We start from the raw sequence: 19,537 nt of genomic DNA on the forward strand, positions 1-19,537 counted from the left end.
TCGAGGACTGAACATGCGTGCGATTTTGCCCGTGGCCGTAGCGTTGGTGCTGGTCGGTTGTGCTTCGGCGACCATGGAGGCAGCCCGCAAAGGTGAGCCCACCGCCAAGCTCACCTCGCAAAAGGCAGCGGACCGGGTTGCCCAGTGCATCCAGTTCGGCTGGCAGGAGGAGCGCGTGTTCGGTCAGGATGCCAGCGGCTACCTGGAGCCCCGCCCACAGGGTGGTTTTACCGTGTACACCCGTGAGGCCGAGACGTTCGTCGACGTTTATCCGCAGGCAGGTGGGGTGCAGGTGGACTACTACGCACAGAAAAACGACGGGGTTTCCCTGCAGCACCGCGCGGCGGCCGCCACCTGCCTTTGACGGGCGCCGTGGTTCCAGGCTCGGGCAGCGCTGACGCGATCAAGCCAGATAACCGCCGTCGACGTTCAGCGCTGTGCCTGTGGTGTAGCTGGATGCATCACAGGCCAAGTACAGCACAGCCCCTGCCATTTCCTTGGGGTCGGCCACACGCTTGAGGGGAATTTGCTGCAGCGCAGCATTGAGTATCGCCTCGTTCTTGACCAGTGCAGACGCGAACTTGGTGTCGGTCAAGCCCGGCAGCAGGGCGTTGCAGCGTATGCCGAATTGTGCGCATTCCTTGGCGAATACCTTGGTCATGTTGATGACGGCAGCTTTGGTCACCGAGTAAATGCCTTGGTACAGCCCCGGTGAGACGCCGTTGATCGACGCTACGTTGATGATGCTGCCAGTGCCGTGCTCGCGCATCAGCTTGCCCGCCTCAACTGACATGAAGAAGTAACCCCGAATGTTCACGTCGACCGTTTTCTGGAACGCACCAGGGTCGGTGTCCAGGACGTTGCAGAACTGGGGGTTGGTGGCTGCGTTATTGACCAGAATATCCAGCTGCCCAAACTGCTGCCGGATGGCTGCGAAGGCCTGGCTGATCTGCTCCAGTTCACCAATGTGGCAGGGGATGGCGGTGGCCTGGCCGCCCGCCGCCACAATGGCATCGGCGACCTGCTGGCAGCCTTCCTGTTTACGGCTGGAAACAATCACGTGGGCGCCTTGCTGGGCAAGCAGGTGCGCAATCGCCTCGCCGATACCGCGGCTGGCGCCGGAAACGAAGGCGATCTTGCCCGTGAGGTCGAACAGCTGAGTCTGCGACATGGTGCGTTCCTTGGTAAGGGCCTTGGTGTGGGAAGGGCGGCTCAAAGGCTGGATTTTGCGATCACCTGAAGGGCCATCTGCTCCAGCAGCCGGTTCATGTGGATGAACTGGGCAAAGCGCTTGTCCTGGGTTTGCCCGTGGAAATAGCGGTAGTAGATTTGCTGCACAATGCCCGCCAGGCGGAACAGCCCGTAGCAATAGTAATAATCGAAATTGTCCAGCGGGATGCCGGCGCGCTGTGCGTAATACTCCACGAACTGGCGACGGCTGAGCATGCCAGGTGCATGGCTTGGCTGGCGGCGCATCAGTTGCACCGGGGCTGGGTCACCCGCCTCGATCCAGTAGGCCAGGCTGTTGCCCAAGTCCATCAGCGGGTCGCCCAACGTGGCCATCTCCCAGTCAAGCACCCCGATGATCTGCATGGGGTTGTCGGCGTCGAGGATCACGTTGTCGAAGCGGTAGTCGTTATGCACGATGGCCGGTTGCGGGTGGTCGGCGGGCATCTTGTCATGCAGCCAGGCCGTTACCCGCTGCCAGCGGGGCGCATCGGGGGTCAGGGCTTTTTCGTAACGACTGGTCCAGCCGGCGATTTGCCGTTGTACATAACCTTCAGGCTTGCCCAGGTCGGCAAGGCCGCAGGCGTCAAAGTCGACTTGGTGGAGCTCGACCAGCCGGTCGATGAAACTGTGGCACAGGGCCTGGGTGCGGGTAGCGTCCAGGTTCAGTTCGGCAGGGATGTCGGAGCGCAGGATAATCCCCTTGACCCGCTCCATCACATAGAACTCGCTGCCTATCAGGCCGGTATCGGTGCAGTGGGCATAGGCCTTGGGGCAGTAGGGGAAGCCGCTGTTCAGCTGGTTGAGGATGCGAAACTCACGGCCCATGTCATGCGCCGACTTGGCCTTTTGCCCGAAGGGCGGGCGACGCAGGACGAGATCACGGTCCGGGTAGCTGATCAGGTAGGTAAGGTTGGACGCGCCCCCTGGGAACTGGCTGACCTGTGGCATGCCGCCCAGGCCTTGGATGTGTGCCTTGAGGTACTGATCGATGAGGGCGGCATCGAGCTCTTCCCCTGGGCGGACCTGCGCTGACTGATCGGTGAGCGTCATGGGGTTTCCTTATTCTCGCTCGCAAGGACTATTTTGCAATCTAATGGCAATCAGCTAGTGGAACAAGCGTGCCAGTGGCTCATTGGTCGGGGTGTTGCTGGTGAATCAACGGGGTTGATGCGTGGCGCTTTTTGGGCGAAAAAAAACCGAAGCCAGGCTGGCTTCGGTTTCTGCCCTGCTGCGGCCCTGATATCAGGACGGGAACAGTTCGCTCAGTTTCATCGACAGCATCATGTCGCCCTCAACGCGCAGTTTGCCGCCCATGAACGCCTGCATGCCGTCGGTTTCACCGCTGACGATACCTTTAAGGGTTTCGCTGTCCATTACCAGGGTGCAATTGGCGTCCGGGTTTTCGCCCTCCTGCAATGCGCAAGTGCCATCCTTGACGATCAGGGCGTAGTGCTTGTCTTCGTCGGTGATATTGAAGCCGAACACCAGGTCCAGGCCGGCGGCAGCGGATGGGTTGAACTTCTCTTGCATCTTTTTAACGGCATCAGCTACGGAGGTCATGGTGCATTCCTTATAGAGTGGTTTTCACGTCCCCGAGGGGACACTGCAAGCCGGGGCTTATCGATAGGTGACAAGCGACGGTGTCCTCAACAGCTGCACATGTGCCTGGCTGTTGAAGGAAGCCAGTGCCACCTCGCGCCCGCGGAATTTAACCTGGGTGAGCGAGGTGTTGATTATCTGCCAGTTCAGGGCAAAGGCCTGATCCGGGGTAACGCCTGTAATGAGGTGCAACAGCGCTGCGATGGTGCCGCCTGAGGTGAAAATGGCGATATTGTCACCGCTGCCCGCACCATCCAGCACACGATCCAGGCCGCCCTGTACACGCCTGATGAATGCAGCCCAGCTTTCCAGGCCATCCAAGGCATGCTCACCGCGGTGCCAGCGTTGAACCATGATGGCGAACAACCGTTGGAATTCGCTTCGGTTGTTGGCGCAGTCCCGCAAAACGTCTAGTGCATTGGGCTCGTCTGCCATCAAGCCTGGCAACAGGGCGCGAATCACCCCGTCGGCATCGAACTCGTTGAACGCAGCGTCGGTCTCTATGGCCGGCACGGGGGACCCATCGTGGTGCAACGCTTGAAGTGCGAGCCGGGCGGTGTCCTGCTGGCGGCGCAGGTCGCCAGCCACGCAGCGGTCCAGACGCAGGCCCAGTTGAGCCAGGTGTTCACCCAGTGCCTGGCTCTGACGGACGCCGACGGGCGAAAGGACATCGTAGTCATCCGCACCGAAAGAAGCTTGGCCATGTCTGATCAGGTAAAGGTTGCCCACGTAAGCGTCCGGCCTGTTGGTGATTGCTGCCGAGGTTAGGACGCGAGAATCGGGCTGTCAACGAAAAACATACAAGCGTTTGAAAAGGTTGTTTGAAAGATGTTGCCGGCATTTGCAACCGCTGGCGGCACCCCAGGCGCACCGGTATGCTTGCTACAGTTACGCGCCAGATGGCGCAGCAATTCAAAGGAGTCAACGTGGAGTTTCTTGCCGAATACGCAAGCTTTCTCGCCAAAACCGCCACCTTGGTCATCGCCATTCTGGTGGTGCTTTCGGCTGTCGCCGGCCTGCGCGGCAAGGGCCGGCGCAAATCGGGTGGGCATTTGCAGGTTACAAAGCTGAACGATTTCTACAAGGATTTGCGCGAACGCCTGGAGTCAGGCCTGTTCGACAAAGCCGAGCTCAAGGCCTTGCGTAAGCAGCAGGGCAAGGCGGAAAAGAAGGTCAAGAAGGGCAAGGCTGACGATAAAGGCCGGGTTTACGTGCTGGATTTCGACGGCGATATCAAAGCTTCTGCCACCGAAAGCCTGCGTAACGAAATTACCGCGCTGCTCACCCTCGCCACCCCGCGGGACGAGGTGGTACTGCGGCTGGAAAGCGGCGGCGGCCTCGTGCACAGCTATGGCCTGGCAGCCTCGCAGTTGGCACGCATCCGGCAGGCGGGCATACCGCTGACGGTGTGCATCGACAAGGTAGCGGCCAGCGGTGGTTACATGATGGCCTGCATCGGCGAGAAGATCATCAGCGCACCCTTTGCCGTGCTCGGTTCGATCGGCGTGGTTGCCCAGTTGCCCAACGTGAACCGCCTGCTGAAGAAGCACGACATCGACGTCGAGGTGCTGACCGCCGGTGAGTACAAACGCACCCTTACCGTGTTGGGTGAAAATACCGAAAAGGGCCGGGAAAAATTCCAGGAAGACCTCGACGTCACCCATCAGTTGTTCAAGGACTTTGTCGCCCGGTATCGTCCGCAACTGCACATCGATGAGGTAGCCACTGGCGAAGTCTGGCTAGGCGTCTCGGCGCTCAACCGCCAACTGGTGGATGCCCTGCAAACCAGCGACGAGTACATCAGCGACCGCGCCCGCACCGCCAACGTGTTCCACCTGCATTACGCAGAGCGCAAGAGCCTGCAGGAGCGCATCGGCATGGCTGCCAGCGGCACGGTCGAGAACGCGGTGGTAGGGTTGTGGAGCAAACTCAACCGCCTGCGCTAACACCTTGAACCTGTTGAAATTTTTTTTCGATCAGGGGGTTGCAAGGTGAAACGAATGCAGACATAATGGCGCCCATCGAAACGCAGCGAGCTTTGAAAAAGGGTCAGCGTTTCAAGGAGATAGCGAAGCGTAAGCGGCTAACTCCGAACTTTGAGGCCGAGTAGCAAAGTGGTTATGCTCCGGATTGCAAATCCGTCTACGCCGGTTCGATTCCGACCTCGGCCTCCATATTTGAAAGCCCCGCAGATTAGCGTCTGCGGGGTTTTTCTTTATTGGCGGGGAAGTCCAAGCTTTCCGCATAAGTCTTCTATGGGGTTGGGCCTATCACCTCTAGCGCCCTTGGGTTGAATGGGAAAAGTAAGCGTATCGCTGTTAATGCAGCTCGAGCGCTTGAGTGACAACTCTATTTCTGCCGCTCTCTTTAGCTTCATACAGGGCGGTGTCCGCGGCTTCAAGTAATTTTCCAGCGATATCGCTAATCTCGTGTTTGAACTTGGGGCTTGGATGGTACGTTGATATTCCAATGCTCAGGGTTACAAATCCATATAGGCTTCCTGGGTGTGGCATATTCAGAGTCGCGATCGTGTTTTGTATGGAGTGTGCAATGGTAGCGGCGCTGGTGTCTGGCGTGTTCGGCAGTATCGCTGCAAATTCCTCACCTCCGTATCTCGCCGCCACGTCATAAGGACGTCGTAGGGAACTGCCAAATGATGCTGCGATCCGTTTTAGACACTGATCCCCTGCCAGGTGCCCATAGAGATCGTTATAGGGCTTGAAATTATCAACGTCCATCATTAATAGCGAGATTGGCGAGCCACGTCTCTGGCTGTTTCTGATTGACTTTTCGAGGTATGAGTCAAAAGCTCTGCGGTTACCAAGCATCGTGAGTGCGTCGGTTTCCGATAGGCGGCGGATGCCTTTGTTCTCTGTAATCAGTTTGCCTACTAAACCTGTAAGACGCGTCTCGATGTTTTTGTGTCGAGTGTACTTTCAAGTGGCGTTCTCATGAGGTTGGCATATTGCCTGTTGGCGGTCACGAATGCTAGAGATCGACTGATTAAGCATGAGGCGACTGGCAAGGAGTCGTAAATTCGGAATAGCGTATCTTTATCTAGTAACATTTCAGTAAGCTTCATGCTAACAGGTCGAGTAGTGGGCAATGCGTCTAAGAGGATGCCGATAAATCCGTCGCTAAAAGGTTTCAGCTGACGTCGTCCCTTGCTGAACCATTGTTGAGGTCTAAGCATTCTATCTCTACGGGCGGTAGGCGGTACGAGATGTCATACACGGTAACTGAAAAAACGGCGCGTCGATCGGTGGCTTAAATGCATCAAATGATCATTGTCTTTCATTTTCTAAAAGGCTATCAGCGATCATGAGAGTACACCCTTGGCTTTCGATGAACAGATACCTCGTACACATCGGTATGGGCGCTGGCAACTAATCGAAGACCCTGGTGCCTTGATGAAACACCATTTGCCAACCCTCTCCGTACGTTTCCCAAACGGAGCTACGCAGTGATAATGACACTTCGCCGTTAGCCGGGTGATGGCGGCACAGGTAGGTAGCCAGCGCGACGCTATCCGCAAGTCTACGCAGCTTGAAATCCTCAATCGTTCGTTTGATGAACGTCTCGGATTTGAGTTCAGCAATCACCTCCGCTTTCGTCCAGCCTTTGCCAGACGCTCCAAATTCAACGAAGTCTTCGACCAGCAGCCGTTTGAGCAACCGGTCATTTTTTCGCGTTTCTGGTTCCAGCAACAACGCTTCAAGCGCTAAAATCTGTAGACGGATATCCATTTCCCTCACCGACTCAGTGTGATCGCATAGGCTTCACAGGGCACAATACACTTTCGACCTAACGCGTTGTTTGATACCCCTCCCGATAACCATGCCCGCGCGTCGGAAGGTTTAGCTTCGATGGTCAATAACCGCCTCACAGGTGATGGGGAAGTTGACAGAGTTCGCAATGAAGCATTCGTGGTGAGCATCGTTATGCAAGCGCATTGCAAGATCCCTGTCGGATTGGCTATTGATAATGACGTGAGGCCTTAGCACGGCGTCCTTGAAGTGGCCCTTGCGCTGGCCATCGCCTTCAATCATCCGGCCTACGGGATAGTCGACGTATTCCAGTACGCACACGTTGTTGACGGCGCATAAATGTAGGTACCAGAGCTTGTGGCAGGCCGAGATCGAGGCCAGCAACATATCTTCCGGGTTCCAGCGTTCGGAGTTGCCGCGAAAAGCAGGGTCGGCTGAACCCAGGATGGGTGCTTTCCCTGGTGCTTCGACAGTGTAGTCTCGCTGGTAGGCTGTGTAGCTGGCAGTACCCTTACCAGTGTTACCTGTCCAATTCAGCGTGACAGCGTAATCGTGTTCTTTCATGATCAATCCTGTGTTAAAGAATGCCCGTAAAGTAATCCGCTGCTCAGGCATGCGCTGTCAACTACCAAGATGCTGGTCGATCAACTGCGTGACTGCCTCGGCGTGAGTATGGCCGAGATCATGACCCGCCTCGTGGAATACCTGCAGCCTGGCGTTGGGTATCAGCTCCGCCAGCCGCTGGCCAACCGAGACAGGGCTGATCGGTTCGACACCGCCACGACCATCGATTGCGCGACCAGGGCTAGAGGCCAGCCCAGTATTGCACCGCAATTGGCGTAGTGAGGGCTTCGGCGACAGATCTCCAGAATTCCATGTTGCAGAGGCGCCGGGTAGGAAAAGAATTTTTCCAAGGGGATGGTGACAGTTCGCGCTTTGGGTAACGATTGCACCTACGTACGGGCATTCACAGGCCCGCTGGCGATTTCTTTTGTGGGTGGTCACACCCTTAAAATAAAGATCCCTAATCCAGGAGCGATTTGATGATCACCTGCCATGTCCGTTACCTCATCGACCCCTACCAACTCGATGCTTTCGAACGCTATGCGCGCGCTTGGATACCCGTGGTCACCAAAATGGGTGGACAGCACCACGGCTACTTCCTTCCGGCAGAAGGCGCCAATAACGTTGCCTACTGTCTCTTCAGCTTCTCCAGTTTTGCCGATTACGAAAGGTATCGGCAAGAAACCGCAGTCGATCCTGAATGTATGCGCTTGGTTGAGGACGCGTCCGAATTGAAGTTCATCGTGAGCTACGAAAGAAGCTTCCTTCGCCCTTTGCTTGGGTGATGCCTGCTTATAGATGCTGCCCCTATGCTCAGCGCGACACTCACGCATGGACGGTCACCGCCTTGACTCAGCAGATAAGGAGGCTACGAACAGGGCGGACTAAGCGTTCGATGTCCTTGCCTAAATAGTAGTAGTCAAGGCATCCGCCTTCATAGCCCAAATGATAAGCGTAACTGGCGGAGAACTGTGAGCTCAGCCAATGCCACCGATCTTCGCGCAGGCTGACCAAGCCCTCGGCTTTGGCTGCCATCACCATCTGCCCCTCCAGGCAGGAGGGTATAAATGCACCCAGTTCCAAGGCCTTGATCGCGATCAAGCTGCCGCCTTCGGCCATGGCGCGGGTATTCGCTTCACCATCGCTGTAACTGTTAGCGTTTTCGATCATAGTGCTGGGTTCGCCCCAAACGCCTTGAAATTCATCATCCAAAAGAACCAAGGCGCGTTCTTGGCCATTTAGCCAGTAACGGGTGACGAAGAAGCCACCTGCCAAAGGGTGGCCACGCGGCGGCAACTCAGAAGCGTGAACAACGTGTTGCAAAGACTGAATCATGAATTTCTCTCGAGTGGAGGCCGAAGCCCAATGGCCCATCAGTACGTTTCAATCAAAACGGCACGGGGCGACTTCATGCATTGCTCATGGCCTGAATGGGCGGTGGATTTGAATGCCCATAACAATAACTATAGCAGGTGGCTGGTACTGTTTACATTGGCCCAAAACTTATAATTTTTTAGAGAAACTCTAGCGCTTTATAAAAATAATTGCCATTGATTGGTTTAAGTAGTTGCTTGTTTTACTGCTTCTATTCTGCGGCTAAAAAATGCGTATTCGCGGTTCAACGGCAGTTGAGCTACCCAGCTATCTTGAAGTGATGGCAAATAGCCATCTTAGTGAGTATTATTGCCTCCTGCCGATTCTGGTCATGCCAATTACGGCGGTAGGGAGCAGTATCTGATGGGGTTGTGGACGCTGATGGGTGTGCTGGTAGCGCCTGCTTTTTTGGCGGTTCAAGGGTGGATTTCCTGGGACACGATCGGATAATGCGTCGATGGAGCGAGTATTTCGTAGCTTGAAATCGGAGTGGATACCGACCACGGGGTACCTGACTGGGAAGCAAGCTCAACGAGACATCAGCCAATACCGGATGAGTCATTACAACTGGATCCGCACGCATCAATTCAACGATGCGCTGGCTCTGGCAATAGCTGAAGAAAAACTCAAAACTGTGTTCGGAATGAGTTGACCACTACAGAATATCATCGCACCACGACAGTTGGAGTGGGCTAATAGGAGCAGACGGGCCGCCCTCCCAACTCACCGCCTCACCGCCGATGAGCACGCTCCCTGTTGCGCGAGCTCGCGTAGTTTGTTACAAGTCATTTTTACTCAATGGAATGAGTAGATGCCCGCGAGCTTCAAGGTCGTAGCCAAACCCTGCGAATGGCGCCGCTTTGTTAAGCACAGATGGCATTTGCACATACTAAGGATCGGTCCATGGTTACTAAATTATCTACTCCCCTTGCTGTGTTGCTCCTGGCCCAGACGTTCCACGTTCAAGCCGACGTCGCCTCGAAACAGAGTTATTGCTGCCAGATCGTGGTGGGTGGCTCAGAGGCTCAGTATGCTAATGAACTGGAGGGTGCAGGCGTGCCTGCCGTCAGCATTAGAGGACACGAAGGCGGCGCTAAAATTCCTTTCGAAAATTTGAAGTCAGTTACGCCCGTCGACGCTAACGGTGTAACTCGATTGTCTTGGTCTGGCTTGCCGCCTGCAGACGGGACAGCGGGGCGGTTCAACTTCAAACAGGTTTCCAATCAGCACGTTTACTTTGGGGAATGGTCGCAGAGCGGATTGAACAACGCGCCGGAACGGATCGTCTACTATGCGGGTGATAACAGTGGGCGGGTGCTCCCTACAACGCCGGTCACGTATGCAGTGCAGGGCATTAGTAATTACGCTGGATCCAATATCATGTCAGGCGAGCTAACGGCAACCTTCGGCACAGCAGTCTCTGGCGTGGTTGGCAGTTTGGCTAATGCCCAATTGAAGGTAGAGATCGACGCGATCATAAACGGTGTTTGGTTCGATGGAGGCGCGACCGCTATTGATCCCAACACCAACGCTCAACTGTCGAAAGGCTGGTCGAAGGGGAGTTTCTTCGGCGCGGGCGAAACAGCCTCTTTGGCGGGTGTTGCGCACTTTGGTAATCGTGATTTTGATGTTGCGTTTGGTGGCGTCAAAAAGTAGCGCACAGAGCCCCCTATTAGAAGCGCCCCAGCAGCTGGGCGCTTGTGCTCATCGGTGAAGTTCGTAGTAATCCCCCAATAGAGTCAGGTAATGCCGCACTGCTATCGCTCGTTCGTTGGTATTTTCTTTGCTGTGTTTTTTCCGAGCCATGCTCAATCCGATCAGGATACAGACCTGCGGCTCAATCAGACAATTGACTACCGTGCCACCGTGGAAGACCGGGGTTTCCAGCAGGCGCCTGGCACCCTGTCTCTCCTGTCCGTGGATGGCCATACCTATCAAGTTGGCAATAACCTGGATGATCTGGGGCGGGCGCTGTATCTATCGGTACAGCGGCAGCAGTGGGCGGATGTGATCTTTTTTCGAGCACGCTACGCGGCACTTCCAGATCATGACCCCATGCTTCTGGCCTATGCCGATGGTGCACGCGCACGCGCCGATGGGCAATTGAGTCAAGCCGAAGTTGATTATCGGCACTTACTGGCCTTGCAGCCAGACTTCTTGCCAGGCCAACTCGAACTGGCGAGGGTGCTATTTGAAAATCGTAAAGATCGGGAGTCGGCGGACGCTTTCAGCCGTATCCGCTCGTCCCTTGACCCTGCAGACACGCAAAATCGAGGGTTGCTCCAGAGCATCAGTAGTTTCACCCAGGCACTCGATCGGCGAGGTCAATGGCAAGGCTCGTTGGCCGTAGGGCCCACGTGGAGTAATAACCTCAACCGGTCCTCGGAGAGCCGAACCACCTACCGCCTTGCATCCAGCGAGGGTGTATACGTGATAGAAAGAAGGATGCCCAAGGCCGTTTCTGGAGACGGCATAGATTACGAGGCGACCCTGAATAAACGCGCAGCCCTTTCTGGGCATCACGGCGCCTACATCCGAGCGCTTGCGTATGGCCAAGCCTATAAGGGGCAAGGCAAATATAACGAGGACACATTGACTGCTCATGCAGGCTACAGCTACCAAAATGCACGCAATCAATACAGCCTAGGACCACTTTTCGAGTTCAACCGCATGGGCAGTGATCCGATGTCAACTGCCTGGGGCCTGCGCGGCGAATGGATGCACAACCTGAGTGCCACACGTTTGCTCAAACTGGAGGTTGAATACAAAGACCTTGCCTACCGAGGGCTGTATGCAAGCGCTTACAATGGTAGCGTCACCTCGACGTACGCGACACTTTGGCAAGCAATGCCCCAACAATGGCTGCTGTTCGGAGGCTTCGATTTCACGGACCGGCGCGCGAAAAATGACGTTGAAACTTATTTCCAAAAGGGGCTGCGTGCGGGGGTAGCCAAGGAATTTGGTTCAGGCTTGAGTACAGTACTGTTCGCCTCTTGGCGGACCCGGCAATATGCCGGTTTCAGCGCGCCCCTTGATGCGCGCCGACACGAAGAGGAGAGTGGCTATACCTTCATCGCTCGAGCGCCGCGGTTGGCTGTTAGCGGGCTAGTACCCAGCCTCGTCGTCAAGTACAACGATGTGCGAAGCAATATAGCCTGGCTGTACAGCCATGAGCGTAGCAGTGTCAGCGTCAAGTTGGAAAAAGTGTTCTAGGTGCTGGGCTTAGTCAAACGGTGTTGAAAACCGTCGAGCGGCCCTAGGCTTCTATCCCTGTCCATTAGCGTACCGGCAACGGACCGGGGCAAACTGCGTTAGCCCAGAGCCACTCTGCAGTCAGGGCATGTGCTGGGCACATGGTCCACACTTTTGGGCCTGAGTATTTTGTCGACATACGGCCAAGGGGAGGTGACTCGGGAGCGAAATACTACGTGGTGCTTGGCAACTGGATCGCAAAAAAACGCCTTTCCGCTTTACAGGGCTGATTGTAGATCTGGGCCGTAGCAGTTTCCCATCAGCCAAAAGAGTCGTTCCCGAGCGGTTTCGACCATGAGGGAAACGCCTGCCCCTTGGCAGGGTGTTTCGGGCCGTCTCGATTGGCGACCTCATGACTGAGGGGCGGCACTGATAACCGAAGGTTTAAAACCATTTAGTGCTGTTTCATTTTTACAGGAGGGGACGTATGCGAATTCTGATCGGGGCAATCGTGGTGGCAGCACTGGCGGGGTGCGCAAGTGTCGGCGACACGCGAAGCAACCCGCCCCTGTTGGAGCTGAAGTCATCGAGGCAGCCTCAACAGGTTGCTGAATGCATCCGTGATGCCTGGCAGAACACTACGGTGCTGGGTGTAAGCGTAGGCGGCATCCTGCAGGCATCTGGAGCCCGCTACTCTGTCTTGGCACCTGACGCACAGGCCCCGCTACACCTGGTCGACGTTACTGCGGCGCCAGGCGGTTCGACCATTCGCTACCACTTTTACCGCACTTGGCAATCACCACTCGAGCGCGTCAAAGATGCGGTCAGGTCATGCAGCATGGGCGCCTGAAAGCACTTGCTGCGGCGCCCCAACTGGCCAAGCCTGACTGACAGGGCATATGAATACCGACAATCAGTTTATGAGGAGTATTAGCACAATCACATGCGAATTTTTATCACAATGGTGGGACTGGCTCTGCTGACGGGGTGTGTGTCGCCTGCGGATCTCGAAGCACGAGGGCCGGCCTTCGAGAGCCTGACTCAAAAGACCGCAAGAGATTTCTCTAAATGCCTCGCCCCGAAATGGCAGGACATGAGTAGCGGGGTAGCCTCGACGGAAACCGAAACGGGCTACCGCATTCGGTTAGACATTGATCTGGTGGGCACGCCGGTGATGGCGTTAGTGCAGAGCCGTGCGGTGGGTGCCAAGGTTCGCATTTACACGCGGAACAGTTCGTGGTCCAAATGGGTGAAGGTGGCGCGCACCTGCATTTGATCAGGTTCAAGACTAATGCTTCTTCGGGCGCCGCCATCGAAAAATGCTTGATAACGGAAGCACATATGAAGTGTTCAGGGCGCTGACGCGCCCCTTCCTGGTTTGAGGTAGAGATCAGCAGGCTTGACCCGTTGGGTATGTTTTTCGCCTGGCTCAGTTTGGCCGGGGATCCGTACGGCACTCAAGCTGCCAAGCCAATGGCCATTCAAGCATCACACTCGCTTTGGGGCGATGGCGATTTACTTCCGGCAGAAGGTGCCGATAAGGTTGCGTATTGCCTCTTCAGCTTCTCCAGCCTTGCCGAATACGAACGGTTTCGGCAAGAAGCCGCAGTCGATCCTTACTGTGTGCGCTTGGTTGAGGGAGCGTCCAGTACTGGAATGCGGGCCTACATCCAACCACTTATTTTGAGCGGCTCTCGCGAATCCAAGCTATCAAACGATTGAGCGCACCTTCACTACGCGGCTCCCGCTGATAACAGCCCGGCTGGTTGGGGGGAAAAGCATCGCAGGCAAGCACCGTGGGGCCGGTCGACTGCCCTGGACCGCTGCCGGAATAGTGGGAACAGCCAATTAGCAGGCATACCGTAACGCCAACAAGAAAACATCCTTTTTTCATAGCCCAACCTTAGCGAAGTGAACAGGCATTCGACGCCTGTACATGACAAAAGTCACCCCCCCATTGCCCGCTCCCTGGCCCCAGCACTGCCCCGAACTCATCCATGCACTGTAGAATCCCACCTCACGTATTCAACACAGGGAGCGCTTAATGATCCAGCCGGTAACCCGCAGGCAGTTGATCACATCGGGCATGATTTCAACGTTTGCCGCGGCGGCCTGGCCTACTTGGGCCGCTACCGACATCGACAGCGACCTATCCACTGTCGAGCACTCATTCAAGGTAACCCTGGGCGTCTGGGCCATTGACACGGCATCAGGCAAGACTGTCGCGTACCGCGCAGAGGACCGCTTTGCATTCTGCAGCACCTTCAAAGTCATCCTGGCGGCCGCCATCCTGGCAAAAAGCGCCGAAGACCAGGCGCTGCTCGACCGGCGAATCACTTACGCCCCAGACCAACTGGTGACCTATTCGCCGATTACCGAACAGCACGTCCAAGCCGGCATGACGGTTCGCGAACTCTGCGCTGCAGCGCTGCAGTACAGCGACAACACGGCGGGTAACCTGCTGTTTGAACTAGTCGGTGGGCCAGCAGGGTTGACGGCCTACGCCCGAACGTTGGGTGACCCAGCATTCAGATCAGACCGTAACGAGCCTTCACTGAACACCGCGCTACCCGGTGATCCTCGTGATACGACGACGCCGCTGGCCATGGGCGTGACCTTGCAGAAGTTGCTGCTTGGAAGTGGCCTTGGGGAGGATGCCCGTCAACAGTTGCAGGGCTGGCTGAAAGGCAATACCACCGGTGACAAACGCATTCGCGCCGGCGTGCCGCAGGGCTGGTTGGTCGGCGACAAGACCGGCTCTGGAGACTACGGTGTGGCAAACGACGTGGCAGTGATCTGGCCGCCCGGCAAAGCCCCCTGGATCGTTGTAGTGTTCTCGCGCGCCGAGACTAAAGCCTCTGAGTGGAACAATGACGCCATCGCCGCCTCCATGAAAGCGGTTGTCAGCGTACTGGGGCCCTAACCCCTTCTGGCAGGGCAGAAGCACCGTTGCCCTGGGGTCACTCCGACTGAAACAGCGCCCGGATCACCTCCCTCAACCAACGGTTACCCGCATCCTGGTGATAACGCCCATGCCAGTGCTGTTTGACCGTGAACCCCTCTACCGCAAAGGGGCAATCATGCACCCGGAGCCCGTGCATGTCGGCCAGCGTTTGCCCGATATGCCGGGGCAGGGTCGCGATCAAATCCGTAGACCCTAGAATCATGCCCAGGCCAAGGAAACCCGGTAGCTCCAGCATGATCCTGCGTTCGATCCCGGCCCGGGTGAGGCTGCCTTCCAGCAGCTTCTGGCCCGTGCCGGCACTGATCTGTACATGCCCTTCGGCCTGGTAGCAGGCAGTGGTCAGGGGCCCCTGCAAACGGAGGTGTTGCGGGTTGCTCAGGCACACCCAGTCCTGATTGAACAGCACCTGTTGGTACATGCCACCCCCCAGCCATGGCACAAAGCCTATCGCCAGGTCCGCTTCACCGGACTCCAGTGCGCTATCCGTATTGCCATCGATGCGCACGGCATCCAGGCGTATGCCCGGTGCATGGTTGCGCAGGTGGTTGAGGATACGGGGCAGTAACGTGATATGGCTGGCATCACTGACGCACAGGCGAAAGCGTCGCTGGGCAGCAGCCGGTGCAAACTGGGGCTCCCAGGTGGTCAGGCGCCGCAGGGATTCCAGCACCTCACGGCACGGGCCGATCAGCTGGTCGGCGCGCGGCGTTGGCGCCATGCCGCCAAGTGTGCGCACGAACAGAGGGTCTTTGAGCTGCTCGCGCAGGCGTGCCAGCCAGATACTGACGGTGGGCTGGCTTTGCCCAAGCTGCTCGGCGGCCCGTGTGACGCTGCGGCAGTGATACAGCACGTCAAACAGCTGCAGCAACTTAGGCTCAGGAAGGTGCTGCAACTCACTCATTATTGCGATTCTTAATGATTGTATTGAGGCCATTGTATAGCGCGAATAAGCGCTGCCGCCTAGTGTGGTCGCAAGCCGAAGGAGGTTTGCGACTTGAAAATATGCATTCTGGGCGCTGGTGCCCTGGGTTGCGCCATTGGCGCGACCTTGAGCGAAGCCGGGCATGAAACCTGGCTGTTGAATCGCGGGCGTGCGCATGTGGACGCCATCAATCGGGAGGGGCTGCGGGTACAGGACGAACGCGGCGAGCGATGGGTGAAGGTAAATGCCACATCCGACGCGGCGGATGCAGGCATAGCCGACCTGGTCCTGGTGCTTGTGAAGTCGTTCCACACTGCCGAGGCCATCGCCGGGGCTGCCGCACTCATCGGCCCGCAGACCGTGGTGCTGTCGCTGCAGAACGGGCTGGGGCATGAGGACATCCTGGCAGCCGCCGTGGGCCGCGAGCGGGTGCTGGCTGGCAAGACCTACGTCGGTGGCGTGATGCTGGCGCCGGGCTGCATCCGTGCCGGCGTGGCCGGCAAGCAGACCTACATCGGCGAGCTGGACGGGACCGTGACGCACCGGGTGCAGGCCATCGCCGACGCCTTCACTGGTGCGGGGCTGGCGACCGCCGTCAGCGACAACATTCTTGGCACCATGTGGGACAAGTTGCTGGTCAACGTGGCTACCGGCGCACTCACCGGCATTACCGCCCTCAGCTATGGGCAGTTGTACAGCGAACCCCTGCTGGAACGGACCGCCAAGGCCGCTGTGGCTGAAGCCATGGCCGTTGCCGAGCGTGCCGGGATTTGCCTGGGCCTCACCAGCGCCGATGCCGTCTGGGCCCTCGCCGCTGAAGGGCTGCCGCCAAGTTTTCGCACCTCGATGTTGCAGAGCCTGGAAAAAGGCTCGGTGACTGAAATCGACTTCATCAACGGCTCCGTCGTGCGCTGGGGCGAACGCCACGGCGTGGCCACACCGGTCAACGCCACACTGGTGGCCTGCATCAAGGGCATCGAACGCGCCATGGCCGACAAGCAGAAGGAAACCCTATGAGCCAGCCAAAGGCCTACCTCGAACACGTTGCGTTCTGGGTGAGCGACATCCAGTGGCATATCCGCTTTTTCAGCGAGGTGTGTGGCATGACCATGCGCGAAGTGCAGGGGAGTGTTGAGCAGCCCTCCCAGTACTGGACGCTGGGTGGTTTGCAGTTCATTCACCAACCCGGCTTCGCCGGCCCGGAAGGCCGCATGGCCCACCTGGGCATCATGTGCGAAGACCTCGCAGCAGCCCTGGCAGCCGCACAGCGTTTTGACGTGAGCGAGATGCCTCAAGGGCGCAACTGGCTGCGCCTGCCGGACGGTCTGGCTGTTGAGTTCATCCAGGCGCAACCAGCGAGCTGCGTGGCCAAGGCGTTGGCCATTGACCCGCGCGCGGAGGTGCAGGCATGAGTGTGGTGGAAAAATACTGGGACGATGCCCGTGAAGGTGACGAATGCCTGAGCCCCACCTACACGGTCACCCGTGAACGGATCCTGGCCTACGCCGACCTCACCGGTGACCACACCCCGGTGCATGTGGATGAGGCCTATGCCAACGCCAGCCACTTCGGTTGCCTGGTGGCCCATGGCCTGTTTGGGTTGTCGATTGCCGACGGCTTGAAAACCCAGTGCGAGTACCGCTTTGTACCGGGCATGTCGTTGGGCTGGACCTGGGACTTCGTGCTGCCGATCAAGGTCAACGATGTGCTGCAGGTGCGCATGCGCGTGGGCTCGATGCGCCCGAGCAACAGCAGGCCAGGCTGGGGCATTGTGGTGCTGCCCTCCGAGTTGATCAACCAGCACGGCCAGGTGGTGCAGCGCGGCGAGCACCGCTTGATGGTGCCCAGGAGGGCTGCAGCATGAGCCAGGCCCTACCATTGGCAGGTATCCGTGTGATCGACTACAGCCACTTCCTGGCCGGGCCATACGTGGGCCGTTGCCTGGCCGCCCTGGGCGCTGAAGTGATCAAGGTCGAGCGGCCAGGCAGCGGCGATGCCGGGCGCCAGCATGCATATGCACTGGATGACCAGCAGAGCGGCTATTTTCTGCAACTGAACATGGGCAAGCAGGGCGTCAGCGTGAACATGAAGGACCCGCGCGGCAAAGCCTTCATGCAAAGGCTGACCGACTCAGCGGACGTATTCATCGAAAACTATCGCCCGGGCGCCCTGGACAAGCTGGGCCTGGGTTACGCCGAACTGTCAGCGCGCAACCCGCGCCTGGTGTACTGCTCCATATCGGCTTACGGGCATACCGGCCCGGATGCACACCGTGCCGGTTTCGGGCTGATCGCCGAAGCCAAGAGCGGCATCATGCAGATGGTCGGTGTGCCAGGGGAGGCGCCACCGTTGCTGCGTATCTCGCTGGGTGACATGTACACCGGCATTCATGCGGTGGCGGCGATCAATGCCGCGCTGTTGGGGCGGGTGAACAGCGGCGTTGGTCAACACATCGACATGGCGCTGTACGACACGCTGGTGTCGATGCACGAGTATGCCGTGCAGTGCTACACGCTGTCTGACGGTACGGTGTTGCCGGAGCAAACCGGCCATGACATGCCCACCTCGACCTTGTACGGGGTGTTCCGCGCGGCCGATGGCGACCTGGTGATCGCGGCCCAGGTCGACGATGCTTGGCAGCGCTTTGCCGCCATGCTCGAAGCCAATGGCGGGCCAGCAGGCTTTGGCAGTGACGCCCGCTATCACAACCTCAACGGCCGTAACACCCACCGCGAATCCATTCTGGCAGTGGTCCGCCGCTGGGTAGGCGCCCGCTCGGTGGCCGATGTACTCGCCTTGCTCGATGCCGTCGACATCCCCAGTGCCAAGGTACAGCGCATTGATGAGGTATTGGCCGACCCGCAAATCCAGGCGCGCAACATGGTGCTTGAGCAAGAGCACCCGCGCTACGGCACCTTGCGCCTGCCCAACCTGCCATTCCGCTTTTCGGGTTGCGATACCACGGTGCATCAAGTTGCCCCGGACCTGGGCGAGCACAACGCGCAAGTCGCGGCTGGGCTTGGCTTCAGCCCCGAAGAAATCACCGCCATGCAGGCGGACGGTGTGTTATTCAGACACGGAGATGCACGATGAGCGACCGCTATGCAGTGATCGGCCGGCCGATCAACCACACCAAATCCCCGTTGATTCATGGCCTGTTTGCCAACGCCACTGGCCAGCAGCTGGAATACGGCGCCATCGAAGGTTCGCTTGAGGCGTTCGAGGCCCAGGTGCATCAATTTCGCGACAGTGGCGGCCTCGGCATGAATATCACCGCACCCTTCAAACTGCGCGCCTTCGAGCTGGCCGACCAGCGCAGTGAGCGTGCCCGGCTGGCCCGCGCGGCCAATGCGCTGAAGTTCGAAAATGGCTGCATCACCGCTGAGAACTTTGATGGCATAGGCCTGTTGCGCGATATTGAAGTCAACCTGGGTGAGCCACTGCGCAACCGTCGGGTGCTGATGCTGGGTGCTGGTGGTGCGGTACGGGGGGCTTTGCTGCCGTTCCTGGATGCTGAACCTGCCGAACTGGTGGTTGCCAACCGCGACATGGCAAAAGCCATGGCATTGCGCAACGAGCTGGACCATCCACGGCTGCGCATCAGCCGCTATGAGGCGCTGGAGGGTCAGGCGTTCGATATCGTGATCAACGCCACCTCGGCGAGCCTGGTGGGTGAACGGCCGCCGCTGCCCGGTCAAGTATTGGGCACTGCACAGTTGGCCTATGAACTGGCCTACGGCAAAGGGCTCACGCCGTTTTTACGGCTGGCACGGGAGCAGGGCGTTGGACGCCTGGCCGACGGTGTAGGCATGCTGGTGGAGCAAGCGGCCGAAGCGTTTGCCTGGTGGCGGGGCGTGCGCCCGGATACGCGGGCAGTGATCGACCAACTGACCATCCCGCTGGAGTGAGCCATGGGTCGCCACG

Annotated in this window: 24 protein-coding genes and 1 tRNA gene; 16 read left to right on the top strand and 9 right to left on the bottom strand. The window is 58.0% G+C overall.

What is annotated here, in order from left to right; all coding sequences use genetic code 11:
* Positions 1-13 precede the first annotated feature (13 nt).
* Positions 14-364 carry a hypothetical protein gene (locus IAE36_RS06720; RefSeq protein WP_028633564.1) on the top strand — a complete coding sequence of 117 codons (351 nt, stop codon included), beginning with the start codon at positions 14-16 and terminating at the stop codon, positions 362-364.
* Between the two features lie 39 nt (positions 365-403).
* Here the strand turns inward: IAE36_RS06720 and IAE36_RS06725 are convergent, their stop codons facing one another.
* The 4 genes from IAE36_RS06725 to IAE36_RS06740 form a co-directional block, all read right to left on the bottom strand.
* Positions 404-1,171 carry an SDR family oxidoreductase gene (locus IAE36_RS06725; RefSeq protein WP_201211326.1) on the bottom strand — a complete coding sequence of 256 codons (768 nt, stop codon included), beginning with the start codon at positions 1,169-1,171 and terminating at the stop codon, positions 404-406.
* A gap of 41 nt (positions 1,172-1,212) precedes the next feature.
* Positions 1,213-2,280 (bottom strand): phosphotransferase family protein, encoded by a 1,068-nt coding sequence (locus IAE36_RS06730; protein ID WP_201211328.1) that lies wholly within the window; start codon positions 2,278-2,280, stop codon positions 1,213-1,215.
* Positions 2,281-2,472: 192 nt separating this feature from the next.
* A complete protein-coding gene (locus tag IAE36_RS06735) occupies positions 2,473-2,790 on the bottom strand; it encodes an SCP2 sterol-binding domain-containing protein (RefSeq protein WP_028633561.1) in 318 nt (105 codons plus the stop codon).
* Positions 2,791-2,847: 57 nt separating this feature from the next.
* The gene (locus IAE36_RS06740) at positions 2,848-3,558 is read right to left on the bottom strand and encodes a histidine phosphatase family protein (RefSeq protein WP_201211330.1); all 711 of its coding nucleotides are present in this window, start codon (positions 3,556-3,558) and stop codon (positions 2,848-2,850) included.
* Between the two features lie 197 nt (positions 3,559-3,755).
* Between IAE36_RS06740 and sohB the strand changes: the two genes are divergently transcribed.
* Together sohB and IAE36_RS06750 are read left to right on the top strand one after the other, a co-directional pair.
* Positions 3,756-4,775 carry a protease SohB gene (sohB, locus tag IAE36_RS06745; protein WP_028633559.1) on the top strand — a complete coding sequence of 340 codons (1,020 nt, stop codon included), beginning with the start codon at positions 3,756-3,758 and terminating at the stop codon, positions 4,773-4,775.
* A 154-nt stretch (positions 4,776-4,929) separates the two neighbouring features.
* Positions 4,930-5,003 (top strand) — tRNA-Cys (locus IAE36_RS06750).
* 144 nt (positions 5,004-5,147) lie between these two features.
* On the opposite strand, the gene IAE36_RS24020 is transcribed toward IAE36_RS06750, so the two are convergent.
* The 3 genes from IAE36_RS24020 to IAE36_RS06765 all read right to left on the bottom strand — a co-directional run bounded on the left by IAE36_RS24020 (position 5,148) and on the right by IAE36_RS06765 (position 7,160).
* Positions 5,148-5,744, bottom strand: a complete 597-nt coding sequence (locus IAE36_RS24020; protein ID WP_442967444.1) for a GGDEF domain-containing protein — start codon at positions 5,742-5,744, stop codon at positions 5,148-5,150.
* A gap of 471 nt (positions 5,745-6,215) precedes the next feature.
* The gene (locus tag IAE36_RS06760) at positions 6,216-6,575 is read right to left on the bottom strand and encodes a nuclear transport factor 2 family protein (protein WP_201211334.1); all 360 of its coding nucleotides are present in this window, start codon (positions 6,573-6,575) and stop codon (positions 6,216-6,218) included.
* 111 nt (positions 6,576-6,686) lie between these two features.
* On the bottom strand, positions 6,687-7,160 hold the full coding sequence (locus IAE36_RS06765; protein ID WP_201211336.1) for an OsmC family protein: 474 nt from the start codon (positions 7,158-7,160) through the stop codon (positions 6,687-6,689).
* 479 nt (positions 7,161-7,639) lie between these two features.
* Between IAE36_RS06765 and IAE36_RS06770 the strand changes: the two genes are divergently transcribed.
* Entirely contained in the window at positions 7,640-7,945 is a 306-nt protein-coding gene (locus IAE36_RS06770; protein ID WP_201211338.1) for an NIPSNAP family protein, read from the top strand.
* Positions 7,946-8,012: 67 nt separating this feature from the next.
* Here the strand turns inward: IAE36_RS06770 and IAE36_RS06775 are convergent, their stop codons facing one another.
* Positions 8,013-8,495 carry a hypothetical protein gene (locus IAE36_RS06775; protein ID WP_201211339.1) on the bottom strand — a complete coding sequence of 161 codons (483 nt, stop codon included), beginning with the start codon at positions 8,493-8,495 and terminating at the stop codon, positions 8,013-8,015.
* Positions 8,496-8,934: 439 nt separating this feature from the next.
* On the opposite strand from IAE36_RS06775, the gene IAE36_RS06780 reads away from it, so the two are divergent.
* The 7 genes from IAE36_RS06780 (at position 8,935) to bla (ending at position 14,649) form a co-directional block, all read left to right on the top strand.
* Positions 8,935-9,186, top strand: a complete 252-nt coding sequence (locus tag IAE36_RS06780; RefSeq protein ID WP_268933063.1) for an integrase core domain-containing protein — start codon at positions 8,935-8,937, stop codon at positions 9,184-9,186.
* Positions 9,187-9,437: 251 nt separating this feature from the next.
* Positions 9,438-10,190: a Slam-dependent surface lipoprotein gene (locus IAE36_RS06785; protein WP_201211343.1), complete on the top strand. Its 753-nt coding sequence runs from the start codon at positions 9,438-9,440 to the stop codon at positions 10,188-10,190.
* A 90-nt stretch (positions 10,191-10,280) separates the two neighbouring features.
* Positions 10,281-11,747: a surface lipoprotein assembly modifier gene (locus IAE36_RS06790; RefSeq protein WP_201211345.1), complete on the top strand. Its 1,467-nt coding sequence runs from the start codon at positions 10,281-10,283 to the stop codon at positions 11,745-11,747.
* Between the two features lie 466 nt (positions 11,748-12,213).
* The gene (locus IAE36_RS06795; RefSeq protein ID WP_201211347.1) at positions 12,214-12,576 is read left to right on the top strand and encodes a hypothetical protein; all 363 of its coding nucleotides are present in this window, start codon (positions 12,214-12,216) and stop codon (positions 12,574-12,576) included.
* A gap of 93 nt (positions 12,577-12,669) precedes the next feature.
* Positions 12,670-13,002 carry a hypothetical protein gene (locus IAE36_RS06800; RefSeq protein ID WP_201211349.1) on the top strand — a complete coding sequence of 111 codons (333 nt, stop codon included), beginning with the start codon at positions 12,670-12,672 and terminating at the stop codon, positions 13,000-13,002.
* A 137-nt stretch (positions 13,003-13,139) separates the two neighbouring features.
* Positions 13,140-13,448 (top strand): hypothetical protein, encoded by a 309-nt coding sequence (locus tag IAE36_RS23630; protein WP_442967442.1) that lies wholly within the window; start codon positions 13,140-13,142, stop codon positions 13,446-13,448.
* Positions 13,449-13,770: 322 nt separating this feature from the next.
* Positions 13,771-14,649 carry a class A beta-lactamase gene (gene bla, locus IAE36_RS06810; RefSeq protein WP_201211351.1) on the top strand — a complete coding sequence of 293 codons (879 nt, stop codon included), beginning with the start codon at positions 13,771-13,773 and terminating at the stop codon, positions 14,647-14,649.
* Positions 14,650-14,686: 37 nt separating this feature from the next.
* Here the strand turns inward: bla and IAE36_RS06815 are convergent, their stop codons facing one another.
* A complete protein-coding gene (locus IAE36_RS06815; protein WP_201211353.1) occupies positions 14,687-15,592 on the bottom strand; it encodes a LysR family transcriptional regulator in 906 nt (301 codons plus the stop codon).
* A 93-nt stretch (positions 15,593-15,685) separates the two neighbouring features.
* On the opposite strand from IAE36_RS06815, the gene IAE36_RS06820 reads away from it, so the two are divergent.
* From IAE36_RS06820 to aroE, 5 genes are read left to right on the top strand one after another with little or no spacing between them, the layout of a single operon-like run.
* Complete coding sequence (locus tag IAE36_RS06820; RefSeq protein ID WP_201211355.1) at positions 15,686-16,630, top strand: ketopantoate reductase family protein; 945 nt, start codon at positions 15,686-15,688, stop codon at positions 16,628-16,630.
* The gene (locus IAE36_RS06825; RefSeq protein WP_201211357.1) at positions 16,627-17,025 is read left to right on the top strand and encodes a VOC family protein; all 399 of its coding nucleotides are present in this window, start codon (positions 16,627-16,629) and stop codon (positions 17,023-17,025) included. Before IAE36_RS06820 ends, IAE36_RS06825 begins: the two co-directional genes overlap by 4 nt.
* Positions 17,022-17,477 (top strand): MaoC family dehydratase, encoded by a 456-nt coding sequence (locus IAE36_RS06830; RefSeq protein ID WP_028633423.1) that lies wholly within the window; start codon positions 17,022-17,024, stop codon positions 17,475-17,477. The genes IAE36_RS06825 and IAE36_RS06830 overlap by 4 nt, the downstream gene beginning before the upstream one ends.
* Entirely contained in the window at positions 17,474-18,706 is a 1,233-nt protein-coding gene (locus IAE36_RS06835; RefSeq protein WP_201211359.1) for a CaiB/BaiF CoA transferase family protein, read from the top strand. The genes IAE36_RS06830 and IAE36_RS06835 overlap by 4 nt, the downstream gene beginning before the upstream one ends.
* Positions 18,703-19,521 (top strand): shikimate dehydrogenase, encoded by an 819-nt coding sequence (gene aroE / locus IAE36_RS06840; RefSeq protein WP_201211361.1) that lies wholly within the window; start codon positions 18,703-18,705, stop codon positions 19,519-19,521. The genes IAE36_RS06835 and aroE overlap by 4 nt, the downstream gene beginning before the upstream one ends.
* The last annotated feature ends 16 nt before the right edge of the window (positions 19,522-19,537 follow it).

Source organism: Pseudomonas sp. S36 (assembly GCF_016647875.1).
Taxonomy (GTDB): domain Bacteria; phylum Pseudomonadota; class Gammaproteobacteria; order Pseudomonadales; family Pseudomonadaceae; genus Aquipseudomonas; species Aquipseudomonas parafulva.